Source organism: Haloferax sp. Atlit-48N (assembly GCF_003383015.2).
GTDB lineage: Archaea > Halobacteriota > Halobacteria > Halobacteriales > Haloferacaceae > Haloferax > Haloferax volcanii.
Genome location: NZ_CP137689.1, coordinates 2,576,614 through 2,602,533 on the forward strand (window position 1 = coordinate 2,576,614; position 25,920 = coordinate 2,602,533).

Below are 25,920 nucleotides of genomic sequence, written 5' to 3' on the forward strand. Positions count from 1 at the left end.
GATTTCGCGTCGCGCCCCGACGCGATTTAAAAGTGTTCGACGAGCGTGCGGACCTGTCCGTCGTCGAGTTCCGCGGCGTACAGCGAGAGCAGGGCGCGGCGGCGCGACCGCGAGAGGCCGCGGCTCCCGGATTCGAGCATGGAGACGTGCGCCTGCATGAGGTCGTCGACGGCGCGCTCGACGGCCCGCTGGTTGTAGCCGGCGGCGACTCTGAGCAGTCGCCACGCCATCGGGGAGATGTCCGTGATGTCGACGTCCGGGAGCGGGTCGCTGCCCTGTTCGGACATGGAGACGGCTTTGCGGTCGCCCGTAATCAACGTGGGGGGTCGGGGCGACCGAACGCTTTTCTTCCCCGGAGACGGCCGTCAACTATGGCTATTGGCGACGTCGAACCCGTCCCGGACAGCACGGACCTCTACTACGTCGACAGCGGGATGTACGAGGTGGAGAAGTACGGCTCGGTCTACCTCGTCGACGCCGAGAGGCCGGCGCTCGTCGACACCGGCATCGCCGCCGACCGGGAGGCGGTCTTCGGAATGCTCGACGAGGTCGGCGTCGACGACCTCGCGTACATCCTGCCGACGCACGTCCACCTCGACCACGCGGGCGGCGCGGGCTACCTCGCCGAGCGCTACCCCGACGCGACCGTCATGACCCACGAACTCGGTGCGCCGCACCTCGTTGACCCCTCGCGGCTCATCGAGGGCACGAAGGCGGCCGTCGAAGACCAGTGGCGGTTCTACGACGAACCGCTCCCCATCGAGGAAGACCGCGTCGAAGGCCTCACCGACGGCGACGAAATCGACCTCGGCGACCGGACGCTCACGGTCCACCACGCGCCCGGCCACGCGCCGCATCAGGTGATGTTCCACGACGACGGCGACGACGTGCTGTTCGTCGGCGACGCGCTCGGCATCTGGGAGCCGCGGTCGCGGACGCTCCGCCAGACCTCGCCGCCCTCGCAGTTCCACCTCCAGAAGGCGCTCGACGACGTGCGGACCATCGAGGACATCGACCCCGAGACGGTCTGTTTCGGCCACTTCGGCCCGAAGCCCTACGACGCCGACCTCGCCGAGGAGTACAAGCGCGTCCTCGTGGAGTGGGTCGAGGCCATCCGACAGAAGCGCGCGGAGCTCGGCGTCGACGAGGCCGTCATCGACCACTTCGTCGAACACACCCAGATGGACGAGGTGTGGGGCGAGCGGAAGGCCCGCGACGAAGAGCGCCTGAACACCCGCGGCGTGCTCGGCTACCTCGACTACATCGGCGACGACGAGTGACGCGAGCGGGTCGCAATCAGCGTTTCCCCGCGGTATCGCGGGCTTTCAACAGACCGAACGTACATAGTTTTAAATGGTGAATGACAACTAACAGGACATGGACTGGCGGGACGCGGAGGCGGCGTTCGACGACCCTGTCATCGAGCGGACGACCCTCCCACGGATGTTCGAAGCGAGCGCCTCGCGGAACGCCTCGCGGGTCGCGCAGCGATACAAAGGCGGCGTCTATCGGCGGTCGCTGGTCGCTGAGGGCGTCGTTCCGGCGGCCCCCGACGGCGACTACGCCGGCCTGACCTACGACGAGATGCGGGGCATCGTCCGCCGCCTCGCGGCAGGGTTCCGCGACCTCGGCATCGAGAGCGGCGACCGCGTCGGCGTCCTCTCGCACACGCGCATGGAGTGGGCGCAGACCGACTTCGCGGTCCTCGGCGCGGGCGGCGTCGTCACCACGGTGTACACCTCGTCGTCGGAGCGACAGACGCAGTACTTGCTCTCCGACCCGGGCGCGGACGCCGTCGTGGTCGAAAACGAGGCGCTACTGGAGCGCGTGCTCGCCGTCGAAGACGAGTTGGACCTGCGGTTTATCGTCGTCGTCGACGAGTACGACGGCCACGACGACCGCGAGGACGTGCTGACGCTCGGGGAACTGTATCGCCGCGGCGAGGAAGCGTACGACGAGGCGGCCTACGAATCGTGGCTGGACGAGCGCGACCCCGAGGACCTCGCCAGCCTCATCTACACCTCGGGGACGACGGGCCAGCCGAAAGGCGTCCGGCTCACCCACTGGAACTTCCGGTCGAACGTCAACGAGAGCTACCGACGCTTCGGCCCGCGCCCGGACAAAGGCGATACCCCGGTCATCGGTCCCGACGCGGTGGCGCTGTCGTTCCTGCCGCTCGCGCACGTCTTCGAGCGCATGGCCGGCCACTTCATGATGTTCGCGGCGGGCGCGACCGTCGCCTACGCCGAAAGTCCCGACACGCTCCGCGAGGACTTCCAACTCGTCCGGCCGACGGTCGGGACGAGCGTCCCTCGCGTGTACGAGAAGCTGTACGACGCGATTCGGGCGCAGGCCAGCGAGTCGCCGGCGAAAAAGCGCGTCTTCGAGTGGGCCGTCGGCGTCGGGCAGGCGTACCACACGACCGACGCTCCGGGCTACCTGCTCACCGCGAAACACCGCCTCGCCGACCGCCTCGTGTTCGGGCAGGTGCGCGACGCACTCGGCGGCAATCTCGACTTCTTCATCAGCGGCGGCGGGAGCCTCTCGGCCGAGCTGTGCGCGCTCTACCACGCGATGGGCCTGCCGATTTACGAGGGCTACGGCCTCACTGAGACCTCGCCGGTCGTCTCGGTCAACCCACCCGAAGCGCCGAAAATCGGCACCATCGGCTATCCGCTTCGGAACGTCGAGACGAAACTCGACACGACCGTCGTCGGCGACCAACTCGGCGAGGCGGGCGGCGAGGTGGGCGAACTGCTCGTCCGCGGGCCGAGCGTCACCGAGGGGTACTGGAACGACCCCGAGGAGACCGAGGCGGCGTTCGTCGAGGACGACGAGGGGAGACGCTGGTTCCGCACCGGCGACGTGGTCGAACGCCGGCCCGACGGCTACATCGCCTTCCGCGAGCGCGCCAAGCAGATTCTCGTCCTCTCGACGGGGAAGAACGTCGCGCCCGGCCCCATCGAGGACGCGTTCGCCTCCTCGCCGGTGGTCGAGCAGTGCATGGTCCTCGGCGACGGCCGCAAGTTCGTCTCGGCGCTCATCGTCCCGAGTTTCGACGGCCTGCGGGAGTGGGCCGCCGAGGAGGGCATCGACCTCCCGGACGACCCGAAGGCCGTCTGCCGCGACGACCGGGTGTACGAGCGCATCGAGGCCGAGGTGGACGCGGCCAACGAGAACTTCGAGTCCTACGAGCGAATCAAGCAGTTCCGCGTCGTGCCCGAGGAGTTCTCGGAGGGCAACGACCTGATGACGCCGACGATGAAGAAAAAGCGCCGGAACATCCTCGACCGCTACGCCGACGAGGTGTCTCTCATCTACGACGAGGACCGCGGGACCGAGGAGCGACGGAGTCGCGAGCGGGATGCGACCCAGTGAAATCTGACAGCCTAAACTTTTTCGAGCGTTTTGCGGGCATACGTATCCACAAGGCCGCGGAAATACCGCCCGAGATGTATGGTTTTATCTTCCGTCGTCACATGAACCGAATCCATGGAGGCGATATAAGTGGCCGCAGCAGGAGGGGCGAACCTCATCCCGCTCGTCGCCGCGATAATCGGCATCGGCGTGGTCTCGCAGGTGCTCTCGGACCGCTTTCAGGTCCCCAGCGTCGTGTTCCTCATCGCGTCGGGCATCCTGCTCGGCCCGGAGGTCCTCGGCGTCATCTCTCCCGACTCGTTCGGGAACGCACTACAGGCCATCGTCGGTCTCTCGGTCGCTATCATCGTTTTCGAGGGCGCGTTCCACCTTCGAATCGACAAGCTACGGGAAGCGCCGGCCGCGACGTTCCGACTCGTCACCGTCGGCGCGATAATCTCGTTCGTCGCGACGGGCGTCGTCGTCCACTACGCGCTCGGCGCGCCGTGGCCGGTGTCGTTCCTCGTGGGCGCGCTCCTCGTCGCGACGGGACCGACGGTCATCGCGCCGATTCTCGAAGTCGTCCCGGTCCGCGACCGGGTCGGCGCGGCGCTCGACACGGAGGGTATCGTCAACGACGTGACGGCGGCCATCGTCGCCGTCGTCATCTTCGAGGCCATCCTCGAAGGCGTCAGTAGTCCCGACGCCCTCGTGACGCTGTTCGCCGAGCGCCTCGGCGTCGGCGTCATCGTGGGTGCAATCGTCGCCGGGTCGCTGTACTACGCGCTCCGGTACGTCGACCTCTCGCCGGGCAACGCGCCGCAGAACGCGCGCCTGCTCGTCCTCGCCGGCGCGCTCGTGTCCTACGCGGCCGCCGACTACGTCGCCACGGAGGCCGGCATCGCCGCGGTGGCGACCGCCGGCATCCTCCTCGGCAACGCGGACGTGCCGTACGAAGAGGAGATTTCGGCGTTCAAAGGCGACATCACGCTGCTCGTGCTGTCGTTCGTCTTCATCGCCCTCGCGGCGCTGTTGGACTTCCAGAACCTCCTGAATCTCGGCGTCGGCGGCCTCGCCGTCGTCGCCGCCGTCGCGCTCGTGATTCGGCCGTTTTTGGTCTTCGTCTCGGCGCGCGGCGACCGCTTCACGAGAGAAGAGAAGCTCTTCATGAGCTTCGTCGGCCCGCGCGGTATCATCCCCGCGTCCGTGGCCTCGCTGTTCGCTATCGCCCTGCAGGAGGAGGCGACGCGACTGGCGGCCGAGGGAATGACCCAGCAGGCCGCCGCGCTGAACCAGAGCGCCTCGATTCTCGTCGGCACGGTGTTCCTCGTCATCCTGACGACCGTCGTCTTCGAGGCCGGTCTCGCTCGCCGGATTGCAGAATATCTCGACGTCATCCCAATGCGTGTACTCATCATCGGAGGCGGGAAAGTGGGCCGTGCGCTCGCCGAACGCCTCGCAGACCGCGGAGAGAACGTGGTCCTCATCGAGCAGGACCAAGAAGTAGTCCAGACGGCCCGGAACATGGGCTTTACCGTCCATCACGGCGACGGAGCCGACACGAGCGTCTTACGCTCCGCGGGGGCCGCGAACGCCAAGTTCGTGGTCGCCGCGACCGGCGACGACGACGTGAACCTGCTCGTCGCGCAGTTGGCGAACTCGAAGTTCGACCCCGAGAGCGTCCTCGCGCGGGCGAACAACCCCGACAACGTCGAGGCGTTCGAAGAACTCGGCGTTCGGACCATCTCGTCGACCATCGCCACGGCGCAGGCGCTCGACAACTACATCGAGCGCCCGTCGATGTCGAACTGGATGGGCGAAATCGGTCGCTCCGGCGACGTCCAAGAGGTCGAGGTCACCGCCGAGCGACTCATCGGTCGGACCATCCGCGAGGTCGGACCCGAACTGCCGGACGGCTGTCTCGTCACGCTCGTCTCGCGGAACGGTGACACGACGGTCCCCAACGCGGAGTACACACTCCAGGAAGGCGACCGCATCACCATCATCGGCGAGCGCGAGGCCGTCCGGGACGCAGAAGAGCTAGTCAACCCCGAATAGCGGCTCTCGCCGCCCGGCGCTCGTTCGGTTTTTCGCGTCGCCCCCGACCGCTCAGCGCCGGGCCCACCGAACGAACACCGCCCAGTAGCCGGCGGTGAGCGCGACGAGGACGACCCAGACGGACGCGCCGGGAGCGGGGCTCGAAACGAATCCGAATCCCGCGGAGGCGGCCGCCGCCACCAGCGCCACCAGCGCCGCCAACGCCCCCGACAGGGCGGTCGTCGTGAGGTTCATCACCGAGATACTCTCGACGACGGGAGTATGAACGTGACGGAATTGGCACGGACGTTTGTGACATATCTCGGGCGGGGAGCAACGATGCGTCTCGGGGGGCTGGAAAAACAAAAAGCAGCCGAGCCCGCAGCTATCTGCTGAACTCTATCGCCGCGCCCTGACCGAAGCCGACGCAGAGCGACGCGAGGCCGCGGTCCACGTCGCGCTTCTGCATCTCGTGGATGAGCGTCACCGGCAGGCGCGCGCCGGACGCCCCGAGCGGGTGGCCGAGCGCGATTGCGCCGCCGTTGACGTTGAGGCTGTCCGCGTCGATGCCGAGTTCGCGCCGGGAGTACTCACACTGGCTGGCGAACGCCTCGTTGATTTCGACGAGGCCGTAGTCGTCGATGTCGGTGCCGGCGCGGTCGAGGAGGCCGCGGGTGGCCGGGACCGGGCCGATGCCCATGACCGTCGGGTCGACGCCGGCGACGTTGTTCGTGCCGACCGAGGCCAGCACGTCGAGGCCGCGGTCCTCCGCGAACTCGCGGCTGGTGACGAGGACGGCGGCCGCGCCGTCGGTTATCTGCGAGGAGTTGCCGGCGGTGACCGAGCCGTCGCCCGAGAAGGCGGGGTCGAGGCCGCCGAGAATCTCCATCGAGGTGTCGCGGCGGATGCCCTCGTCCTCGGTGACGACGCCGTCGGCCGTCTCGACCGGGACGATTTCGTCGTCGAAGCGACCCGAGTCGGTCGCCTCGGCGGCGCGCTGGTGGCTCCGGAACGCGAACTCGTCTTGGGCCTCGCGGGAGACCTCGTACTCCTCGGCGACCTTCTCTGCGGTCATCCCCATCTGTAACTGGAAGATGTTGTACTGTTCGCTCAGTTCGGGGTGGAGGTGCTCGTAGGAATCGCCGTCCATCGGCACGCGGGACATGCTCTCGACCCCGCCGGCGACGATGCACTCGCGGTTACCGGCGGCGATGGCGTCGGACGCGGAGATGATGGCCTGCATCGAGGAGGCGCACCAGCGGTTGATGCTCGTCGCGGGCGTCCCCTCCCCGAGGGCCGACAGGAGCGCGATGACGCGGGCGACGTTGTTGTCCTGTTCGGCGCGCTGCTGGGCGACGCCCCACATCAGGTCCTCCACGTCGTCGGGGTCGACGTCGTGTTCGTCGAGGATGTGGTCGATGAGCGTGACCGAGAGGTCCTCGCTTCGAACGTCTTCGAACACGCCGCCCGCCTTACCGAACGGCGTGCGGTACGCGGCCGCGATGACTGGCTCTGGCATGGCACAGCATCGGGGTTCGAACACCATAAATAGTTTAGAACTCGCTATTCGTCGTGACGAGTTGTTCATCGGGTCGAAAAACGCCGAGAGAGCGGAAACGTGGAAACGACGGCCCGACTCTCGGAACTCAGGAACTGGTGGCGGAGTCGCTGTCCGGCCGACCGGGGGTTCCGCCGGTACCCGCGTCGGCAGCCGTTGGTTCCGCCGGGAAGAGCTCCGGCGCGACATCCGCCGAGGCGTGCTCGAACGGCGCGTCGTCGACGCGGGTGTCGGCGTCGGCGACGGCCTCGGCGTCGTCAGCCGGGTCGTCGTGGGCGCTGCGTTCGGTCATGCTCAGTCGCTCGTGACCGCCTGTTCGGACTGCGCTTCGTCCTCGGCGAACGGGTACCACGACTGCTTCGCGTCGTGCATGTACGGCGCTTCGAACTCCGTCTCCTCGGGCACGCAGTACTCCGTGACCGCCTCGGTCCCCTCGGCGTCGACCCACTCGCGGAACGTCTGTCCGGGCTCGCGGCGCTCCGCGAACGCCTCCACGAGCGACGCGATTGCGCCCGGCACTTCGTCGGCCGGGACGCGCTGTTGAATCCAGTCGACGAACGACGGCTCCTCACCGATGCCGCCGCCGACGCCGATGTCCATCGCCTCGACCATCTCGCCGTCCTTCTGGGCGCGCATGCCGAACAGGCCGATGTCGGCCGTGTTCGCCTGCCCGCAGTCGGCGGTGCAACCGGAGTAGTGAATCTTCAGTTGGCTCACGTCGTCGGGCACGTCCACGTTGTCGCGGAGCCACCGGAGCATCCGGGCGGTCCGGGCTTTCGTCTCCGTGAGCGCGAGCGAGCAGAACTCCGTGCCGGTACAGGCGACCGTGCCGCGCTGGAACGGGTTCGGGACGGGCGTGTGTTTTCCGAGGAGCGGCTCTGCGAGCAGGTCGTCGAGCTTCTCCTCCGGCACGTCCATCAGAAGCGGGTTCTGGCGGCGAGTGAGCCGTATTTCGCCGGAACCGTACTCGTCGGCGATGTCGGCCAGTTCGATGGCGTCCGACGCCGTGAGCCGACCGACCGCGACGCTGAGGCCGACGTAGTAGTCGCCGTTGGCCTGCTCGTGGACGCCGATGTGGTCGTGTTTCCCGTCGGACTCCGGGCGACCCGCGTTGTAGGTGTACTCGTCGCGGATGTTCTCGCCCGCAGACCGGAGTTCGAAGTCGACGTACTCCTCCTGAAGCAGGTCGCGAATCTTCTCCGTGCCCCACTCGTCGACGAAGAAGCGACTGCGGGCCCGAACGTCGCGGTTGCCGTGTTCGTGGTAGAGTTCGACGAAGCCGCGGACGACCTCGTAGGCGCGCTCTTCGTCGGCGACGAAGATGTCGAGGTCGCGGGCGACGCGCGGCTTCCGGGAGCCGAGGCCGCCGCCGACGCGGACGTTGAAGCCGGTGACGGTCTCGCCGTCGATTTCTTTGGTCGCGGGTTCGAGCCCCACGTCGTTTATCGAGTCCTGCGCGCAGCCCTCCCGGCAGCCGGTGACGCTGATGTTGAACTTCCGCGGCATGTTCGACAGCGCGTCGTTCCCGCGGAGGTCCTCTTGGAAGCGGTCGAGAAGCGGCTGGGATTCGACGAGTTCGTGCTTGTCGCGGCCGGCGACCGGACAGCCGGTGATGTTCCGCATCGTGTCGCCGCCCGCAGAGCGCGAGGAGACGCCCGCCGCTTCGAGCCTCTCCCAGACCTCGGGGATGTCTTCGAGTTCGAGCCAGTGGAGCTGAATCGACTGGCGGGTCGTCAGGTCGATCCACGCGTCTCCGAACTCGGGGTTCTCGACGGGGCCGGAGGCGTAGTCGCGCGCGACCTCACCGATGGCGCGAAGCTGCCCCGGTTCGAGGACGCCGTTGGCGTTCGTCAGCCGCATCATGAAGTACGAGTCCTGACCCGTCCGCTGCTGGAAGACGCCCCAGAACTTGAAGCGAGTGAACCACTTGTCTCGCTCCTCTTCGGGGATGGCGTCAACCCCCTTTTCCGCGAACTCCTCGATTTTGTCGCGGACCGCGTCGCCGTAGAGCTCCGACTTCCAGGCTTCCTTCTTACTCGCCATTACCGACCACCAGTGGGCAATCGTCCACTATCCGTGTGCGTTTGGTTGCGAACTTGGTCATGTTTCGTGATAACACGACTCGATAGAAGTTGATAAGCGTATTCGTTGATAATGTGTAGAAATAGGCCTTATGTTCACTATTCGTCCATTTTATAACCAAATATTCCGAATATAAGGGCGTATTCTGGGCAGAAAGCCGGCTGTTTATTCGACAATCTAAACCCACTATAATGAACGATAGTGTAGTATGTGCCTCGAACGCGGCTCACCGGCGAGGGGTGAGCGCGCGCAAGTCGTCGAAGGAGTTCACGTTGTGAAACGCGTGCGTCCCGGCGTGAGCCTCCACTTCGCGGTCGTCGAGGACGGTCACGTCGAGCGCGGACATCACGGTCTGGAGGCGCTCGTCGCCGTCGCGGATAGTGTCGGTGCAGGCGACTTCGGCGGCGCGGCAGTGAACGACCGCGGGGAGCGGTTGGGTCGTCTCGGAGACCCGCGGGACGACGCCGGCGCTGCCCTGCAAGCGGCCGAAGAGGTGCGAGATGAACCCGCTCGGGACGAGCGGCATATCGCACGGGAGGACCGCCGCGTACTCGGCGCTCGTCGCCCGCAGGGCGGTTCGCAGGCCGAAGACGGGTCCTCGGTCGGGATGCGAGTCCTCCGCGAACCGGATATCGAAGTCCAAGAGTGCGCCGGCGAGGGAGTCGCGCTGTTCGGCGCGGCAGTTGACGACGAGTTCGTCGACGACGGGGTCGAGCGAGGCGGCGACTCGGTGAATCATGGGCTGGCCGCCGACCGTAGCCGTCGCCTTGTCGATGCCGCCGAATCTGGTCGAGCGGCCGCCGGCGAGGATGATGCCCGCGCGGCCGGTGTCGAGGTGTGGGTGCGACGCGTCTGCCATTCTCAGGCGGCGGTGGGTTCGAGTTCGCGGGACCGTCCGCCGGCGGCGACGAACGCCATCAGTCGCTCACCTCGGCGGCGAGGCGGTCGGAGGCGGCTGTCGTCTCGGGGTGTTCGAGGCGGACGGCGCACTGCTTGAAGTTCGGTTCGTTCGACTGCGGGTCGACCGCAGGGCTTGTAAGTCGGTTTGTCATGGGATGGTGAATAGAGAGCCAGACGAGGCCCGGCGGGACGGCGTCGTCGGGGTCGAGCGTCGCCGGGACCGACGCCCGACGGGAGACGACGGTGGTTCGGCGGTCGCCCTCGGGGTCGACGACCGCGTCGCAGTGCGCGTCGATAGTGTCGGGATGCGCGCGGGCGACCGGCTGGTCCGGCGTGTCGCTCCGCGTGCGGACCCCGGTGTTGTACCCGTCGGCCTCGCGGCCGGTCGTGAGCGTCAGCGGGTACGACTCGTCGGCGGGTTCGGGGAGCGACGACCCCGAGAGCGCGCTGAACTGGGCCTTCCCGGACGCCGTCGGGAACGACCACGTCGGGTCGTCCGACTCCCCGTCGGCGTCGTCGTAGTAGCGGTATCCGCCCTCGCTCGTCGGGTCCGGCGCGGGCCAGCGGACAGCGCGCTCGCCGTCGAGTCGCGTGTACGACAGCCCCGAGCAGTCGGCGTCGGTCCCCTCGGTGAGCGCGGCGAACTCGTCGAACAGTTCGCTCGGTGAGACCGACGGTCTCGGGAGCAACCCGGGCGCGACGCGGGCGGCCACGTCGGCGATGATGTCGAGGTCCTGCCTGACGCCCGGCGGCGTCTCCGTGGCCGGGCGGACCCGCGAGACCGTCCGCTCCATGTTCATCGTGGTCCCCTCGGACTCTCCCCACGTCGCCGCGGGGAGCACCACGTCCGCGAGTTCGACCGTCTCCGACCGGAAGGCGTCCTGCACGACGAGGAACGAGTCGTCGAGGACCTCGCGGGCGGTCGTCGCGTCCGGGAACCCGACGAGCGGGTTGGTGGCGACGGTCCAGATGACCGACGGCGACGACTCGAACATGCCGACCGGTCCCGGGCCGTTGTCGTCGGGGAGCCGAGAGACGGGCACGTCCCACGCCTCGGCGACGGTCCGGCGGTGGTCCGGGTGTTCGAACGGTCGGTGGCCGGGCCACGTCCCCTTCGAGGAGACCACGCGGGTGCCCATCGAGTTCGCCTGCCCGGTGAGCGAGAAGGGGCCGGACCCGGGGCCGAGGTTGCCGGAGGCGAGACAGAGGTTCACGAGCGCGCCGGCGGTCGCGGTGCCCCGGACGCTCTGGTTGACGCCCATGCCCCAGTAGACGAGCGTGGGCGCGTCGAGGAGCGACGCCAGTTTCTCGACCTCGTCGAGGGTGACGCCGGCCTCCGACGCCGCCTCCTCGACCGGGGGGAGTTCGTCGACGACGCGGTCGAACCCCTCGGTATGTTCCTCGACGAACGCCTCGTCAACGCGGTCGGTCTCGACGAGGTGTCCGAGAATCGCCTGCGCCAGCGCGAGGTCGCCGCCGGGGTCGATGGCGACGTGGTCGTCGGCGACGCTCGCGGTCTTCGTCTCGACGGGGTCGACGACGACGAGGTCGCCGTCGTCGGCCGACTGGCGAATCCACCGGAACATCACCGGATGGGCGACCGCCGGGTTCGCCCCCCAGACGAGGTGCGTCTCCGCCTCGGGGATGTCGTCGTAGGTCGGCGGCGGCGCGTCGCTCCCGAAGGCGCGGTAGTAGGCCGTGACCGCGCTCGCCATGCAGAGCGTCGTGTTCGCGTCGTAGTGTCTGGTGCCGATACCGCCGCGAGCGAGTTTTCCGAGGGCGTAGGCGGCCTCGTTCGTCTGTTGGCCGCTGCCGAGGACGGCGACCTCGTCGGGGTCGTCGGCCATCGCGTCGCTGATAGCGTCTCCCGCGCGCGAAAGCGCGTCCGACCACGAGGTCTGCCGGAGTTCGCCGTTCTCCCTGACGAGCGGTCGCGTGAGCCACGAGCCGTCGGGGTCGGCCGACTCGCGGATGCCGCGACCGCAGGCCAGCCCGTTGTTCACGGGATGCGAGGGGTCGCCCCGGACCGCGTCGAGACCGTACGCCGTATCGGAGCCGAGGTGGACGTGGCCACAGCCGACCGCACAGCGCATGCAGGTCGTGGGGACTTGTTTCGCCACGCGACTCACCACCCACCGCTCGCGTCGAATGTACCGCATTCGGGCATATATCCCGTGCCGTTCGTGAATATCATTTCACTTTCTTGGCTCACAGTGGCGGAAGATAACCATAAAGACCTAATCGTTTAATAACGGATATTTTCCCCACGTGTTCCGAATAAAGACACAATATACAATCGAATGAAAGGAATATAATCGCGTAAATCCCCCAATTTAAAATATGTTTTTTGATTGTTTTTCTGAAATTAATGTCTGACGGCGGTTCCGGACCGCGTTCCGTGCCATCGAGGCCGGTCGGTCGCGCGCGGCACCCGGCGGCGCTCCGACGCTCTTATGCGTCTCCCCGGGCAATTTCTGGGGGATGAGTGAACGGGCGCTCGAGGTTGTCGAGTTTCTGCTGACGGCCCACCTCTACACTGACGACCGAACGCTTGACGAAAACGACCTTCCCCCGCGGTATCGACGCGTCTTCTGGGCGGACGCCGAGGACGACGGCGACGAGGACGACTCGTCGGCCGCCGGCATCGAGCGACCGCTCGTCGTGACCGAGTCCGTCGCGCGGAAGGCGACCGGCGTCGAACACCCCTGGGACGCGATTTCCGACCTCATGTTCACCCAACGTGAGGAGTTCTCCGGCCGCCTCTCGCTGACGCAGCCCAAGATGGCGCTGGAGTGGTTCGTCAAGCGAGCCGACTACGACCGGCTCGTGACGAACCCGACGGTGGCGAAGTCGGTCGAGGACCGCGACGACGTGGACGTGACCCACGCGGACGCGAGAGAACAGACCCGGCCGATTCACGCCGACCGCGTGTGGATAGACAGCCTGCTCGACGAGTACTTCGACGACGAGGACGACGCCGAGATGCTCGACCTCGTGCAGGTCCGCGCGCCCGAGGAAATCGAGATGACGCTCGACGACCTCGTGCTCACGACGGACCAAGAGGGCGAGATTCACAAGCTGATGAAGGCCATCGAACACCGCGAGTACCTCGCGGACATCGGCCTCCGCGAAATCGGGAAAATCCTGTTCGTCGGACCGCCGGGGACCGGCAAGACCACCGTCTCGCGGGCGCTCGCCCACGAACTCGGCCTGCCGTTCGTCGAGGTGAAGCTCTCGATGATTACGAGCCAGTACCTCGGCGAGACGGCCAAGAACGTCGAGAAGACGTTCGAGGTGGCGAAGCGCCTGTCGCCGTGTATCCTCTTTATCGACGAGTTCGATTCGGTCGCCAAGACCCGCCGGTCGGACGAGCACGCGGCGCTCAAGCGCGCGGTCAACACGCTGCTCAAGAGCATCGACGACATCTCGCTGATTCGCGACGAGGTCATCCTCATCGGCGCGACCAACCACCCCGACCAGCTCGACTCGGCGGCGTGGCGGCGCTTCGACGAAATCGTCAACTTCCCCAAGCCGGACCGCGGGATGCGCGCCGACATCCTCCGCGTCATCACGAACCGGATGGACATCGACGAGTTCGACCCCTCGGCCATCGCGGACGTGACGGAGGGCCTGACCGGCTCCGACCTCCGACTCGTCCTCCGCGAGGCCGTCCTCGAAGCGCTCACCGAAGAGCGGATGGAACTCACGCAGGACGACCTGCTCGAGGCCGTCGCGGACTTCGAAGAGCGCGACAACCTGAAGAACCTCGACATGATGTCCGACTCGTCGGAACTCGTCGCGGGGTCGGAGTCCGGAGACGGTCACGACCACAGTCACGACCACGACCACGCGGACGAACACGAAGGCGAGACGCAGAAGGACGCCGGCGCGGCGCAGTAGGCGGGCGACGGGAGCGCCCGCCGCCGTCGGCCACGTTTATACCTCGCCGCCCCCGTGGTTGAATCAATGCGCGTGACCCTCCTCGGGACCGGCGACACGACCGGAACGCCCACCGTCGGGTGCGACTGCGAGACCTGCCTCGCGGCCCGCGAGCGAGGCATCGAGCGGACGCGCTTTTCGGTCCACGTCGAAAACGAGCGGACCGGCGAGTCGCTCCTCGTGGACTTCAGCCCCGACTTCCGCCACCAGTTTCTCACGCAGGACGTGCCGCTTCCCGACGAGGCCTTAGTAACTCACATTCACTTCGACCATCTCGACGGCCTCGGCAACGTTTACCGCCTCCTCGACGACCTCGCGGTCCACGCGGCCGACGAGGTCGACCCGGTCACGGGCGAGAGCGTCGCCGACGCGATTCGCTCGAAGTTCGACTACCTCGACCGCATCTCGGTCGAAGACCGGACGCCGTTCGAGTCGTTCCGCGCCTGCGGCCTCGACGTGACGTTCGTGCCGGTCGTCCACCCGCCGCTGGTCTGTTACGGCGTCGCCATCGAGGACCCCGAGACGGGTGCGAAGCTCTCGCTTTCGGGAGATACGACCTACGCGATTCCCGAGGCGTCCCGCGACGTGCTCCGGAATCCCGACCTGCTTCTCGCCGAGGCCATCGTCCCCGCGTCGGTCTGCGAGTACCACCCCATCGGCGGCGACGACTACGACGAAAACGGGGTCGCGCGGACCTTCGGCACGAAGCACATGACCCGCGAGGGGGCCATCGCGCTCGGCGAAGAACTCGACGCCGACGAGACCCGCCTCGTCCACGTCGCCCACTACTATCCCGCCGACGAGGCGTTCGAAGAGCCGCTGGCGGTCGACGGCGAGGTGTACGACCTGTGAAGCTGCGAGCCGTCGCCGAGGACACGGCGTTCAGATATCTCATGGTCGCCGGCGTCGTCGCGGCCGCGGGAAACTTCGTCCTGACGTACGTCGACACGGGTCGGCTAGACCTCGTCGGCGTCGTCGTCCAAGTCGTCTTCGTCGCCGTCATCGGCGTCGCGCTCGTCGCCTACTGGAACTACATGGAGCGGCGGGCGGACGCGGAGTGAGGCGTCAGCGATACCGGTCGAGTCCCGACTGTCTGCGGACCGCGCCGGGCGGGTCAGCGACCCAGTCCGTCCGCGACTCGCGGAGGCCGTCGCGGTCCAGTTCGGGCGGGTCGGCCGCCTCGAACGCCGGGCAGTCCGTGCCGCACTCCGAACCGGGGTCGACGACGTGGTCGAAGTGGTCGCAGACCGGGCGGCCGTCGGCGTCGACGCGGGCGCGGGCACAGCCCGGCAGGTCGTAGGCGCGCCATCCCTTGCCGTAGGCGCGCTCGGCGAGTCGGAGGCGCGCGGTTCGCTTTTCTGCGGGCGAGACGAGCGCCACGTCGGTGTGCAGCGAGTGGTACTCGACGGGTTCGACGCCGGTCGAGTCGGGCGAAAGCGGGCGAGGCTCGCGGACCACCTCGCGGTCGCCGGTGTCGGGGTCGAAGCGCCAGACGCCGACTTCCTCCGGAATGCGGTTGAGGTGCGCGCCGGTAACATAGCTCTCAGTCGTGAGAATCACTTCGTCGAAGACCGCGAGGCTCACGTCGAGGCGAAGCTGTCTGAGCAGGTCGCCGGGGCTTCCGAGGTCGGGTTTGTTCTCGATGCCGACGAGCCGGGCGAACCAGTCGTCCGGGTAGCGGGCGGCGCGGCGGACGTACTCCCTGCTCCGGCGGCGCTCGGACTCGAAGAAGCCGACCTCGACGGCGCGGTCGGTGGCGCGCCGGGCGCGACCGGGGTGGCAGTCGAAGCCGTCGCGCCAGAAGACGGCGCTGCCGGCTCCCACGTCGCTCTCGATGGCCGCCGCGGGAATCGCGCGGTCGGTGATGCGGGCGCGGTCGTCGAACCCCGGCCCCGGGACGACGGCGCACACGTCGATGATGCGGCTCCCCGGCGAGGCGACGGACGCGCCGAGTTGGCGCGCGGGGAGCCAGTCGGTCGTCTGTTCGAGGCGGGCGCAAAGCGCCAGTTCGAAGGCGAACTCCGAGGGCGACGACGCCGGAACGGGCACGTGACACGCTCGGTGGCGGAGCGGCAAAAAGGTCGCTCCCACGGCCGTCGGGTCGTGTCGGTGTTCTCGTATCTGATTTTCGGGGGGGTACCTATTTGAGACAGAGCGCGGCAGTACTGACCGATGAAGGGGGAAAACAACGAAACCCACAGTATCAGGCGGAGAGCGTACCTCGGAATCGCGGCCAGCGCGGGACTCGCAGGTCTCGCCGGTTGTAGTTCCGGAATGACCGCGAGCGCCGCGCGGGCACCGCCGCAGGTTCCCGAGGCGGCGCTCGAAGCCGGCGGCTGGGAGTACATCGGGGGACACTCCTTAGACCCGGCCTTCGAGCAGTCGGTCGGCCCGGCGAGCGTCTCCGCGGCGTTCGAGACGCTCGTCTACGAGGACATGGACCTCTCGGAGACGCTGAAGGAGAAGACGCTCGGACAGGCCGAGGGGCAGTTCTCGCTGTTCTTCGCGACGCGCGTGACGCTCGACCCGAGCCTGTCGAACCTCCCGAAAGCGGCCCGCGGGACGGTCGTCGACGTGGTCGAAGAACACGCGCGGGCGAACTACGAGGGGCAGTTAGAGGACGTGGATGTCACGGACATCGAACAGACGGGCACGCGGTCGACGACGGTCGACACCGGCGAGTCGGCGCGCGTGACCGAGTACGAAGCCACCATCGCCTTCGACGAGATTACGTTCCCGTTCACCGAGGAAAAGGAGTTCACCATCGAGGGACAGGAGTTCGACGTCAGCGGGATGCTGGCCGTCTGGGAGCACGACGGGACGATTCTCGTCGCCGGCGGCGCACACCCCGGCGAGAACATCGAACTCAGCGTGACCAAGGAGCCGACCGAGGCCATCGAGGTCTCGGTCGACATCGACCTCGGCCTCACGCCCGACGCCTACCGCGAGGAGCTTCAGTCGCTCGTCGCGGGCGTCGAATAACCGGCAACGCCCGGAGCCGACAGCGATTCGAGGGGTTACTCGAATCGGTCCACGAACCGTCGTGCCGGGGGGCACGACCACCCATTTTTCGAGCCGTCGCCGGGACCGGGAGACGCCGCTGAATCGCCGCGCGCGGTGTGTGACCGCCCGACGCGGCCACAGCGTCGCCGCTCCGAGAACAGCACCTTTATCAGTCGTTCGGAGCCAAGTTCACGCAAGATTACTCTCAGGAGGTCAATGGTGACGAAAAACCCACAACAACCGGAGGTGAACATCGGACTCGTCGGTCACGTCGACCACGGAAAGACGACGCTCGTTCAAGCGTTGTCCGGCTCGTGGACGGACCAGCACTCGGAGGAGATGAAGCGCGGTATCTCCATCCGACTCGGGTACGCCGACGCGACGTTCCGTCAGATTCCCGGCGTTGACGCGCCGGAGTGTTACACGGTCGAAGAGGAGACGGAAGACGGCGAGGAGACGGACGTACTCCGCACCGTCTCGTTCGTCGACGCGCCCGGCCACGAGACGCTCATGGCGACCATGCTCTCTGGTGCCGCCATCATGGACGGTGCCATCCTGCTCGTGAGCGCGACAGAGGACGTGCCGCAGGCCCAGACGGCCGAGCATCTGATGGCGCTCGACATCATCGGCATCGAGAACATCGTCATCGCGCAGAACAAGGTCGACCTCGTCGACCGCGAGCGAGCCGTCGACAACTACGAACAGATACAGGAGTTCGTGGAGGATACGGTGGCCGAAGACGCGCCCATCGTCCCTATCAGCGCCCAGCAGGAGGTCAATCTCGACCTCCTCATCGAGGCCATCGAGGAGGAGATTCCGACGCCCGACCGCGACGAGACCGAAGACAGCCAGATGTACGTCGCGCGCAGCTTCGACATCAACCGCCCGGGGACGACCTGGGACGGCCTCGCGGGCGGCGTCATCGGCGGCAGCGTCGTCGCCGGCAAGCTCGAAGCGGGCGACGAACTCGAACTCCGCCCCGGCCGCGAGGTCGACGAGGAGGGCCAGACCGAGTGGCGCTCCATCACGACCGAAATCCGCTCGCTCCAGGCGGGCGGCAACATGGTCGACGAGGTCCGCCCCGGCGGGCTCTGCGGCGTCGGGACCGGTCTCGACCCGAGCTTCACGAAGGGCGACGCGCTCGCGGGACAGGTCGCCGGCGAGCCCGGCACGCTCCCGCCGACGCGCGAGCAGTTCACCATGGACGTGGAACTGCTCGACCGCGTCGTCGGCGGCGAGGAAGGCGAGGGTATCGACGAGATATCCACCGGCGAGCCCCTGATGCTCACCGTCGGCACCGCGACCACGGTCGGCGCGGTGACGAGCGCGCGAAGCGGCGAGGCGGAAGTCTCGCTCAAGCGCCCCGTCTGCGCCGAGGAGGGCGCGAAGATAGCCATCAACCGCCGCGTGGGCGCTCGCTGGCGGCTCATCGGTATCGGGACGCTCAAGTGACGTGACCGCCACCGTAGTCGTCATGGACACGAACGCGCTCATGATGCCGGTCGAACTCGACGTCCGCGTGTTCGACGAACTCGACCGGCTGCTCGCGGCCGACGCGGACCTCGTGGTCCCCACGGCCGTCCTCGACGAGCTGGAGAAGCTCTCGTCGGGCGGCGGGACCGAAGGCGTCGCGGCGAGCGTGGGCGCGGACCTGGCGACCCGGTGCCGGGCGGTCGAAACCGAGGAATCGTACGCCGACGACGCGGTCGTCGAACTCGCCGAATCGGGCGAGGTCGACTACGTCGTCACGAACGACAAGCCCCTCCGTGACCGGGTGCTCGACTGCGGGATTCCCGTCGTCGGCATCCGGGGGCACGCCACGCTGGCAATCACGGAACCTTAACGAAACTATGTACAAACGGGTACGACTCAAAGATACAGTCGAAGTCCCACCCCGACACCTGGGCGACGTGACGCCCGAGCGGGTCAAGCGACTGTTGCAGGACAAGTTGGAAGGACGGATGGACGAGGACGTGGGGAGCGTCGTGAGCGTCGTGAACGTCAACGACATCGGCGAGGGCACCGTGCTGCCCAACCGCCCCGGCGTCTACTACGAGGCCGACTTCGACGCCATCACCTACGACCCCGACATGCAGGAGGTCGTCGACGGCATCGTGGTCGAAGTCGTCGAGTTCGGTGCCTTCGTCGGCATCGGCCCGGTCGACGGGCTGCTGCACGTCTCGCAGATATCCGACGAATACCTCGCCTACGACGGCGAGAACCAGCAGCTCGCGTCGACCGAGTCCAACCAGACGCTCGCCGTCGACGACGAGGTGCGCGCCCGCATCGTCACCAAGAGCATCGACGAGCGCAACCCGCGCGACTCGAAGATCGGCCTCACGGCCAAACAGCCGGGGCTCGGCAAGCACGGCTGGCTCGAATCGAAGCGCCAGCAGAGCGAGGCCTCGGCGGAGGGTAACTGATGGCGAAGCCCCGTCTCGCCTGCCGCGAGTGCCACTTCGTCAACGACCCGGACAAACAGACCTGCGAGAACTGCGGGTCGAGCAGTCTCACCGAGGACTGGGCGGGCTACGTCGTCATCACCCATCCCGAAGACAGCGAAATCGCCACCGAGATGAACGTCACCGAACCCGGCGGCTACGCGCTGAAGGTCCGCTGAGGGTCCGCTGAGCATGCTCACCCTGCCGACGGCGCTTCGGGCGGCGTTCAAAGAGCCGTTCGGCCCGGTGTACGCCGAGGCCGACGACCTGCTGGCAGACGCATCCAGCGAGGACGCGGACGCGCCGCTCGTCGCCGTCGGCGACGTCGTCACCTTCCACCTCCGCCGCGCCGGTCGCCCGCCGGACGTGGCCGTCGTCGACGGCAAGACGAAACGCGAGGCCGTCGGCGAGGAGATTCGGCGGGCGGTCGAGACCGGCCGCCTCGTCGAGGTCGAAAACGAACCGGGCACCGTCTCCGTCGCCCTCGTCGAGGCGCTCGTGGCCGCGCTCGACGACCCCGAGCCGACGACGCTCCTCGTCGAGGGCGAAGAGGACCTCGCCACGCTCCCGGCGGTGCTCGCCGCGCCCGTCGGTTCGACCGTCGTCTACGGCCAGCCTGACGAGGGAATGGTCCGCGTCGCCGTCACCGACGCGGCCAAAAGCGAGATGCGGGACCTCCTCGCGCGGTTCGACGGCGACTTCGACGCCGTCGTCGCGCCCATCGACGCCTGAGACGCGGGCGCGCTCGTCCCTTCGAAATCCTTTTACTTGCTTCGGAGGGAATTACGGGTAACTGAACCATGGATATCGAAATCATCTCCGAGGAGGAGAACCCCATGTTGCACCGGACGGACGTTCGATTCGAGATCGTCCACGAGGAAGCGACGCCCTCTCGTCTGTCGGTCCGCGACTCGCTCGCGGCCAAGCTGAACAAGGACTCCGACGAGGTCGTCGTCCACGAACTCGACACGAAGTTCGGCATGCGCAAGACCGCGGGCTACGCGAAGGTCTACGAGAGCCCCGAGTTCGCGCGCGACGTCGAGCAGGACCACATGCTCGAGCGCAACAAGATTACCGACGCCGAAGTCGAAGCCGAAGAGGCGTAGTCTCGGCTTCCGACCGCCGTTTCTTCACACTCGATGCGCATTCTCGGAATCGAAGGTACAGCGTGGGCCGCGAGCGCCGCGGTTTTCGAGACCGACGACCCCGACGCGCTCCGCTCCGGTACCGGACGGACGCCCGACCCCGCGGTCGACCACGTCTTCATCGAATCTGACCCGTACCAGCCCGACAGCGGCGGCATCCACCCGCGCGAGGCCGCAGAGCACATGGGGACCGCCATCCCCGAGGTCGTCGAGACCGCGCTCGAACACGCCGCGGCGCGACACGACGGCGACGGCCCCGTCGTCGACGGCGTCGCCTTCTCTCGCGGCCCCGGTCTGGGGCCGTGTCTCCGCATCGTCGGCACCGCGGCCCGCTCGGTCGCCCAGACGCTCGACGTGCCGTTGCTGGGCGTCAACCACATGGTCGCGCACCTCGAAATCGGCCGCTACCAGTCCGGCTTCGACTCGCCGGTGTGTCTGAACGCCTCGGGCGCGAACGCCCACCTGCTCGGCTACCACAACGGCCGCTACCGCGTCCTCGGCGAGACGATGGACACCGGCGTCGGCAACGCCCTCGACAAGTTCACCCGCCACGTCGGCTGGACCCACCCCGGCGGCCCGAAGGTCGAGGCGGCCGCGGAGGACGGCGACTACGTCGAACTGCCGTACGTCGTCAAAGGGATGGACTTCTCGTTTTCCGGCATCATGAGCGCCGCGAAGGACGAGGCGGACGCGGACACGCCCGTCCCCGACATCTGCGCCGGTCTCCAAGAGACCGTCTTCGCCATGCTCACCGAGGTGGCCGAGCGCGCCCTGTCGCTGACGGGGACGGACGAACTCGTCCTCGGCGGCGGCGTGGGCCAGAACGCCCGCCTGCGCGAGATGCTCGCGGAGATGTGCGACCAGCGCGGCGCGGAGTTCCACGCGCCCGAACCGCGGTTCCTCCGCGACAACGCCGGCATGATAGCCGCCCTCGGCGCGCGGATGCTCGCCGCGGGCGACACGCTCGCGGTCGAAGACTCGACCGTCGACCCGAACTTCCGGCCCGACCAGGTCGACGTGACGTGGCGCGGCGCGGACGAGTCGGTCGCGCGCGCCTACACCGACGACGGCGCGATTCGCGGGGCCGAGGCGACCGTCGACATCGGTACCGAGGAGGTCGTCAAGCGGCGCGTCCCGAAGACGTACCGCCACCCGGAACTGGACGACAGGCTCCGACGCGAGCGTACGAAGGCGGAGGCGCGGCTGACGAGCGACGCCCGGCGCGCCGGCGTTCGGACGCCCGTCGTCCGCGATGTGGACCCCGTCGACGGCGTCATCGCGTTCCAGCGGGTCGGCGATGCCGACCTCGCGGAGCGCCTCGACCCCGAGGCCGTCCGCGTCGTCGGCGAGTACCTCGCGCGACTCCACGAGGCCGGTATCGTCCACGGCGATCCGACGACGCGGAACGTCCGTGTCGGAACGGGGCCGGACGGCGACCCGCGCGTGTATCTCATCGACTTCGGCCTCGGCTTCCACACGGGCCACGTCGAGGACCACGCGATGGACCTCCACGTGTTCGCCCAGAGCGTCCAGGGGACCGCCGCCGACGCCGACCCGCTCATCGACGCGCTCGAAGCGGGCTACGAGGCCGTCGGTTCGGCCGAGGTCATCGCCCGGTTGCGCGAGGTCGAGTCGCGCGGCCGGTACCGGTAGGCCGCCGTCGAACTCGTCGGAAGGCCAAAACGATTTATCCCGAGCCGGCGTATCCGTCACACATGGCAGACAAACCGCAGCGCGGAACGCTTTTCGGCATCCCGTACAACTTCGAGCGCCCGAGCGCCGGCCGACTGCTCTCGTCGTACTGGCAGCCCGGCAAGGGCATGCTGGTCGAAAAGCCGTTCGGCATCGGCTACACGCTGAACCTCGCGAGCTGGCGGTCGTGGGTCGTCCTCCTCGTCGCCGGCGGCCTCCTCTGGAACGAGCGCCAGAAGGCGGAAGGGACGGAAGACGAGGCCGAGGCCGACGACGGCCCCGTCGAAGTCATCGTCGACTGAGGCGACGCGACCGACACCGACGACTTTTCCACGTCCGCCCGCGGAGGGCCGGACGTGCTCCGATACGTCACCACGAACGCGGGGAAGGTCCGCGAGGTGCTTTCGTACCTCGACGACGACGTGACCCAACTCGACTTCGACTACACCGAGGTGCAGGCGTCCGACCTCGGCCCCATCGCGGCCCACGGCGCGCGCGAGGCCTACCGCTACGCCGACGAGCCGGTGCTCGTGGACGACGCCGGCCTCTTCATCGACGGCTTCGAGGGCTTTCCCGGCCCGTACTCCTCGTACGTCGAAGACACCCTCGGCGTCGAGGCGGTTCACCGACTGGCCGCGGCCGAGCTCGACGAGCCCCGCCGGGCCTCGTTCCGCTGCGTCCTCGCGTACTGCGACGGCGAGCCGTTCGAGGCGAGTCCGGACCCGATAGACCGCGACGACCGGACCGTGGCGGCCGCACGCGGCGCGGAACAGGACGCAGAAGAGACGGAGGCGCTCCCGGTGAAGCTCTTTACCGGAAGCGTCAACGGCCGCATCGTCCCGCCGCGCGGCGAGGGCGGCTTCGGCTACGACCCCATCTTCGAGCACGATGGCGCGACGTTCGCGGAGATGAGCGCCGAGGAGAAAAACGGCATCTCCCACCGCGGGCGGGCGTTAGCGAAGTTCGCGACGTGGTACGCCGAGAGATAGCGAGGCGAACGTCGTCGGGCGCGGAGCGTCCGACGGAAGTACGCCGAACGGTAGTGAGGCGTCCGTCGAAAGTCGCTGATTGTCGGCCAGACGCTGAACCGGAGTCGTCGACCGCGTCGCCAGTCGCTACGCTTACCTCGCCGGAGCGACCCCGAAACGCATGGACCCCAGCGACTTCTTCGAGGGCGGGACCGTGACCGTCTCGGCGGCGACCTACGCGGTCGTCAAGACCGAACGGAGTGACCCGGACGCCTTCGCGACGATTCGAGACGGAACCGAGACGACGGTCGTCGTCGAGGAGGGACGCGTCGACGAGGCGGCGGCCGTCGAAATCGAGCGGGGCTGGAAGCGACTCACCTTCGAGATGGTCCTGCCGTTCGAACTCGTCGGCTTTCTGGCGCGGGTCGCGGGCGCGCTCGCCGCGGAAGATATCTCGGTGTTCGCGCTGTCGGCGTACTCGACCGACCACGTGCTCGTCCGGGAGGGCGACGTGGCGGCGGCCGCGACGAAGCTCGAATCGCTCGGGTGTGCCGTCGAGCGCGCCGAGGACTCCGGCGGCGGGAACTAACGCCGGTCCCGGCTCGCGAGCGAACAGTTTGATACGTTCGGCGGTGCCACATTAGCCGTGATGGTTCCCGACTCCGACGACTCCCTCCCACTCGTCACCGACCCCGGCCAGACCGACCGCGCGCGCACCGCCCGAGTGAGAGCCGACCCTCGCCCCGGCCCCGACTTCGACCCCGTCACGACCCACAATCGCGGGGGGTCACGCTCAGGCATCGCGGGCGCGTACGGAGACGCATGAACCGAGCGAACGTCGTCGCCGCCGGCGCGGCCAGCGGCTACGGCATCGCCGTCTTCGCCGCCATCGCGGTGTTCTTCGGCGACGCCTCGCAGGGCCTCGGTGTTGCCGTCGGCTTCGGTCTCGTGACCGTCCTCGCCATCTTCGCGGTGACCCGCGTCCTCAACGACTGACCCGACAGGCGGTCAGCGACAGAGCCGACACGGGTGGTCGATTGGGGCGGCGCGAGCGACTACGCCCGCGGGTCGCGGTCCGGCCCGGGGTACGGCCCGCCTTCGACCTCGGCGTAGAGACTCTCCGGCGCGAACAGCGACGCGAACGCCTTCGGATGGCGGACGCTGACCGGGAAGCGACCGCCGAGCGCCGCGCCCGCCTGCGCCGAGCTAAGCCGGTCGTCGAACGTGAGGAGATGCATCGCGCCGCCGCGGTAGGCCGACGCCAGCGCGGGGTTGTCGCCGTCCGGATGGGCGACGAGTTCGGCCCACGAGTCGGTTTTCTCGCGCCAGTCGGCCGCGAGGTCGGCGTCCGCGAGCGACGAGACGACCGCCTCGGCGTCGTCGAGGAGCGGGTCGCTGGCGACGAGCGTCGTCCACGAGTGTCGCCGCAGGTGGTCGAGCGCCGCTCTCGCGGGGCCATCGACGAGCAGGTCGGCCGCGAGCACGTCGGCGTCGGCGACGACCCGCGCGGGCGAGGGCTCCGTCTCAGGCATCGTCGCCTCGGCGGGCGCGAAGCGCCTCGCTGATGTCGGCTTCGGTGGTGTCGTAGGCGGCGGCGCGGGCGAAAAGCGACTCCCAGCTCATGGCCGTCTCCACGGGGCGAGTCGAAAAGAATCCGACGCAACCGGATTCGGGGTCGAATCGTTACGATGCACCGGTATTGAAATTATTTGTGATTACGTTGCGTGGGAAACAGTTAATTCGCGTTCGGCGAACCACAATGCATGGCGATAGAGCGACGGCGTTTCTTACAGGCTGCTGGTGTCGGTGCGGTTCTCGGACTGAGCGGATGCACGGGGAACACGAGTCCCCCGCAGGCGAACAACGAGACCGCCGAGGGCTCTGGCGGGAGCGAAAGCGGTGACGGTTCGACCCAAGAGCTGACGCTGGCGACGACGACGAGCACGTACGACACGGGGCTGCTCGACGCCCTGAACCCGGTGTTCGAGGAGAAGTTCAACGCTCGGGTGAAAACCATCTCACAGGGGACCGGCGCGGCAATCGAGACGGCGCGAAACGGCGACGCGGACGTGATTCTCGTCCACGCCCGCGGCGCGGAAGACGAGTTCCTGCAAGATGGCTACGGCGTCAACCGCCGCGACGTGATGTTCAACGACTTCGTCGTCGTCGGGCCGGCGGACGACCCCGCGGGCATCTCGGGAATGGAGAGCGCGGCCGACGCCTTTGCGACCGTCGCGGACGCCGGGGCGACGTTCGTCTCCCGCGGCGACGACTCCGGGACGAACAAGAAGGAACTGCTCATCTGGGAGGCCGCCGGCGTCGAGCCGTCGGGGACGTGGTACCGAGAAATCGGCAAGGGCATGGGCGACACGCTCGTGCAGGCCGACCAGTCGGGCGCGTACACGCTCTCCGACCGCGGGACGTTCCTCGCGACGCAGGACAACATCGACCTCGAAATTCAGGTGCAGGGCCCGCTCAAGGGCGGTCCGACCATCCTGAAGAACCCCTACGGCGTCATCCCGGTGAACCCCGCGAAGTACCCCGACGTGAACTACTCGCTGGCGATGGCCTACGCCGGCTTCCTCACGAGCCCCGAGGGACAGGAGATAATCAGCAACTACACGGCCAACGGGTCGCAGTTGTTCTTCCCCAACGCGCTCTCGGAGGACCCGCAGTTCGGCCAGTACGTCCCCGAGAACTACGACGGCGGGGAGAACGCCTCGTCGTCGGCGTCGGTCTCCGACGCGCAGTTCGAGTCGTGGGTGGCACAGCACGTCCCCGAGGACTTTTAGTCCGAC

General features: G+C 67.8%; 28 protein-coding genes. 19 read left to right on the forward strand and 9 right to left on the reverse strand.

Annotated features, from left to right (window positions below):
* Positions 1–26: 26 nt before the first annotated feature.
* On the reverse strand, positions 27–287 hold the full coding sequence (locus DEQ67_RS13660; RefSeq protein ID WP_049896232.1) for a hypothetical protein: 261 nt from the start codon (positions 285–287) through the stop codon (positions 27–29).
* Positions 288–371: 84 nt separating this feature from the next.
* Here DEQ67_RS13660 and DEQ67_RS13665 point away from each other — a divergent pair, with 84 nt between their 5' ends.
* The 3 genes from DEQ67_RS13665 to DEQ67_RS13675 all read left to right on the forward strand — a co-directional run bounded on the left by DEQ67_RS13665 (position 372) and on the right by DEQ67_RS13675 (position 5,415).
* A complete protein-coding gene (locus DEQ67_RS13665; protein ID WP_006601120.1) occupies positions 372–1,280 on the forward strand; it encodes an MBL fold metallo-hydrolase in 909 nt (302 codons plus the stop codon).
* A 97-nt stretch (positions 1,281–1,377) separates the two neighbouring features.
* Positions 1,378–3,378 (forward strand): AMP-dependent synthetase/ligase, encoded by a 2,001-nt coding sequence (locus DEQ67_RS13670; RefSeq protein WP_188148422.1) that lies wholly within the window; start codon positions 1,378–1,380, stop codon positions 3,376–3,378.
* A 129-nt stretch (positions 3,379–3,507) separates the two neighbouring features.
* Positions 3,508–5,415 (forward strand): cation:proton antiporter, encoded by a 1,908-nt coding sequence (locus DEQ67_RS13675; RefSeq protein WP_004062981.1) that lies wholly within the window; start codon positions 3,508–3,510, stop codon positions 5,413–5,415.
* Positions 5,416–5,466: 51 nt separating this feature from the next.
* Here the strand turns inward: DEQ67_RS13675 and DEQ67_RS13680 are convergent, their stop codons facing one another.
* From DEQ67_RS13680 to nasA, 6 genes are all read right to left on the reverse strand, one after another.
* Positions 5,467–5,649, reverse strand: a complete 183-nt coding sequence (locus DEQ67_RS13680; protein ID WP_115803250.1) for a hypothetical protein — start codon at positions 5,647–5,649, stop codon at positions 5,467–5,469.
* A 130-nt stretch (positions 5,650–5,779) separates the two neighbouring features.
* Entirely contained in the window at positions 5,780–6,913 is a 1,134-nt protein-coding gene (locus tag DEQ67_RS13685) for a thiolase family protein (RefSeq protein ID WP_144858351.1), read from the reverse strand.
* A gap of 127 nt (positions 6,914–7,040) precedes the next feature.
* A complete protein-coding gene (locus DEQ67_RS13690; protein ID WP_115861202.1) occupies positions 7,041–7,244 on the reverse strand; it encodes a hypothetical protein in 204 nt (67 codons plus the stop codon).
* A gap of 2 nt (positions 7,245–7,246) precedes the next feature.
* Positions 7,247–8,995: a nitrite/sulfite reductase gene (locus tag DEQ67_RS13695; protein ID WP_424020137.1), complete on the reverse strand. Its 1,749-nt coding sequence runs from the start codon at positions 8,993–8,995 to the stop codon at positions 7,247–7,249.
* Between the two features lie 265 nt (positions 8,996–9,260).
* Positions 9,261–9,893: a molybdenum cofactor guanylyltransferase gene (locus tag DEQ67_RS13700; protein ID WP_004062986.1), complete on the reverse strand. Its 633-nt coding sequence runs from the start codon at positions 9,891–9,893 to the stop codon at positions 9,261–9,263.
* Between the two features lie 58 nt (positions 9,894–9,951).
* Positions 9,952–12,093, reverse strand: coding sequence for an assimilatory nitrate reductase NasA (nasA, locus tag DEQ67_RS13705; protein ID WP_115861206.1), 2,142 nt, complete (start codon positions 12,091–12,093; stop codon positions 9,952–9,954).
* A gap of 322 nt (positions 12,094–12,415) precedes the next feature.
* Between nasA and DEQ67_RS13710 the strand changes: the two genes are divergently transcribed.
* The 3 genes from DEQ67_RS13710 (at position 12,416) to DEQ67_RS13720 (ending at position 14,934) form a co-directional block, all read left to right on the forward strand.
* Positions 12,416–13,834: an ATP-binding protein gene (locus DEQ67_RS13710; protein ID WP_008608504.1), complete on the forward strand. Its 1,419-nt coding sequence runs from the start codon at positions 12,416–12,418 to the stop codon at positions 13,832–13,834.
* A gap of 66 nt (positions 13,835–13,900) precedes the next feature.
* Entirely contained in the window at positions 13,901–14,725 is an 825-nt protein-coding gene (locus DEQ67_RS13715; RefSeq protein WP_115803256.1) for an MBL fold metallo-hydrolase, read from the forward strand.
* Positions 14,722–14,934 carry a hypothetical protein gene (locus DEQ67_RS13720; protein ID WP_004062991.1) on the forward strand — a complete coding sequence of 71 codons (213 nt, stop codon included), beginning with the start codon at positions 14,722–14,724 and terminating at the stop codon, positions 14,932–14,934. Before DEQ67_RS13715 ends, DEQ67_RS13720 begins: the two co-directional genes overlap by 4 nt.
* A 4-nt stretch (positions 14,935–14,938) precedes the next feature.
* Here the strand turns inward: DEQ67_RS13720 and DEQ67_RS13725 are convergent, their stop codons facing one another.
* Positions 14,939–15,922, reverse strand: coding sequence for a DUF5787 family protein (locus tag DEQ67_RS13725; RefSeq protein WP_115803257.1), 984 nt, complete (start codon positions 15,920–15,922; stop codon positions 14,939–14,941).
* Between the two features lie 225 nt (positions 15,923–16,147).
* Here DEQ67_RS13725 and DEQ67_RS13730 point away from each other — a divergent pair, with 225 nt between their 5' ends.
* The 12 genes from DEQ67_RS13730 to DEQ67_RS13785 all read left to right on the forward strand — a co-directional run bounded on the left by DEQ67_RS13730 (position 16,148) and on the right by DEQ67_RS13785 (position 24,118).
* Positions 16,148–16,855, forward strand: a complete 708-nt coding sequence (locus tag DEQ67_RS13730; RefSeq protein ID WP_004041783.1) for a hypothetical protein — start codon at positions 16,148–16,150, stop codon at positions 16,853–16,855.
* A 237-nt stretch (positions 16,856–17,092) separates the two neighbouring features.
* Positions 17,093–18,328, forward strand: a complete 1,236-nt coding sequence (locus tag DEQ67_RS13735) for a translation initiation factor IF-2 subunit gamma (protein ID WP_424020138.1) — start codon at positions 17,093–17,095, stop codon at positions 18,326–18,328.
* 22 nt (positions 18,329–18,350) lie between these two features.
* Positions 18,351–18,719, forward strand: a complete 369-nt coding sequence (locus tag DEQ67_RS13740) for a hypothetical protein (protein ID WP_004062994.1) — start codon at positions 18,351–18,353, stop codon at positions 18,717–18,719.
* 7 nt (positions 18,720–18,726) lie between these two features.
* Positions 18,727–19,299 (forward strand): DNA-directed RNA polymerase, encoded by a 573-nt coding sequence (locus tag DEQ67_RS13745; RefSeq protein ID WP_004041780.1) that lies wholly within the window; start codon positions 18,727–18,729, stop codon positions 19,297–19,299.
* On the forward strand, positions 19,299–19,496 hold the full coding sequence (gene spt4 / locus DEQ67_RS13750) for a transcription elongation factor subunit Spt4 (RefSeq protein ID WP_004041779.1): 198 nt from the start codon (positions 19,299–19,301) through the stop codon (positions 19,494–19,496). The genes DEQ67_RS13745 and spt4 overlap by 1 nt, the downstream gene beginning before the upstream one ends.
* Before the next feature lie 13 nt (positions 19,497–19,509).
* On the forward strand, positions 19,510–20,049 hold the full coding sequence (locus tag DEQ67_RS13755; protein WP_115803259.1) for a GTP-dependent dephospho-CoA kinase family protein: 540 nt from the start codon (positions 19,510–19,512) through the stop codon (positions 20,047–20,049).
* 68 nt (positions 20,050–20,117) lie between these two features.
* On the forward strand, positions 20,118–20,423 hold the full coding sequence (locus DEQ67_RS13760; protein ID WP_004041777.1) for a 30S ribosomal protein S24e: 306 nt from the start codon (positions 20,118–20,120) through the stop codon (positions 20,421–20,423).
* A gap of 33 nt (positions 20,424–20,456) precedes the next feature.
* A complete protein-coding gene (locus tag DEQ67_RS13765; protein WP_115861208.1) occupies positions 20,457–22,115 on the forward strand; it encodes a bifunctional N(6)-L-threonylcarbamoyladenine synthase/serine/threonine protein kinase in 1,659 nt (552 codons plus the stop codon).
* Positions 22,116–22,177: 62 nt separating this feature from the next.
* Positions 22,178–22,456 carry a DUF5808 domain-containing protein gene (locus DEQ67_RS13770; RefSeq protein ID WP_115861210.1) on the forward strand — a complete coding sequence of 93 codons (279 nt, stop codon included), beginning with the start codon at positions 22,178–22,180 and terminating at the stop codon, positions 22,454–22,456.
* Between the two features lie 54 nt (positions 22,457–22,510).
* Positions 22,511–23,143: a non-canonical purine NTP pyrophosphatase gene (locus DEQ67_RS13775; RefSeq protein WP_115861212.1), complete on the forward strand. Its 633-nt coding sequence runs from the start codon at positions 22,511–22,513 to the stop codon at positions 23,141–23,143.
* A 160-nt stretch (positions 23,144–23,303) separates the two neighbouring features.
* Positions 23,304–23,711: an ACT domain-containing protein gene (locus tag DEQ67_RS13780; protein ID WP_115803261.1), complete on the forward strand. Its 408-nt coding sequence runs from the start codon at positions 23,304–23,306 to the stop codon at positions 23,709–23,711.
* A gap of 233 nt (positions 23,712–23,944) precedes the next feature.
* The gene (locus DEQ67_RS13785; protein ID WP_004041771.1) at positions 23,945–24,118 is read left to right on the forward strand and encodes a hypothetical protein; all 174 of its coding nucleotides are present in this window, start codon (positions 23,945–23,947) and stop codon (positions 24,116–24,118) included.
* Positions 24,119–24,177: 59 nt separating this feature from the next.
* On the opposite strand, the gene DEQ67_RS13790 is transcribed toward DEQ67_RS13785, so the two are convergent.
* Positions 24,178–24,654, reverse strand: a complete 477-nt coding sequence (locus DEQ67_RS13790; RefSeq protein ID WP_004063000.1) for a PIN domain-containing protein — start codon at positions 24,652–24,654, stop codon at positions 24,178–24,180.
* A gap of 231 nt (positions 24,655–24,885) precedes the next feature.
* Here DEQ67_RS13790 and DEQ67_RS13795 point away from each other — a divergent pair, with 231 nt between their 5' ends.
* Positions 24,886–25,914 carry a substrate-binding domain-containing protein gene (locus DEQ67_RS13795; protein ID WP_115803262.1) on the forward strand — a complete coding sequence of 343 codons (1,029 nt, stop codon included), beginning with the start codon at positions 24,886–24,888 and terminating at the stop codon, positions 25,912–25,914.
* Positions 25,915–25,920 lie beyond the last annotated feature (6 nt).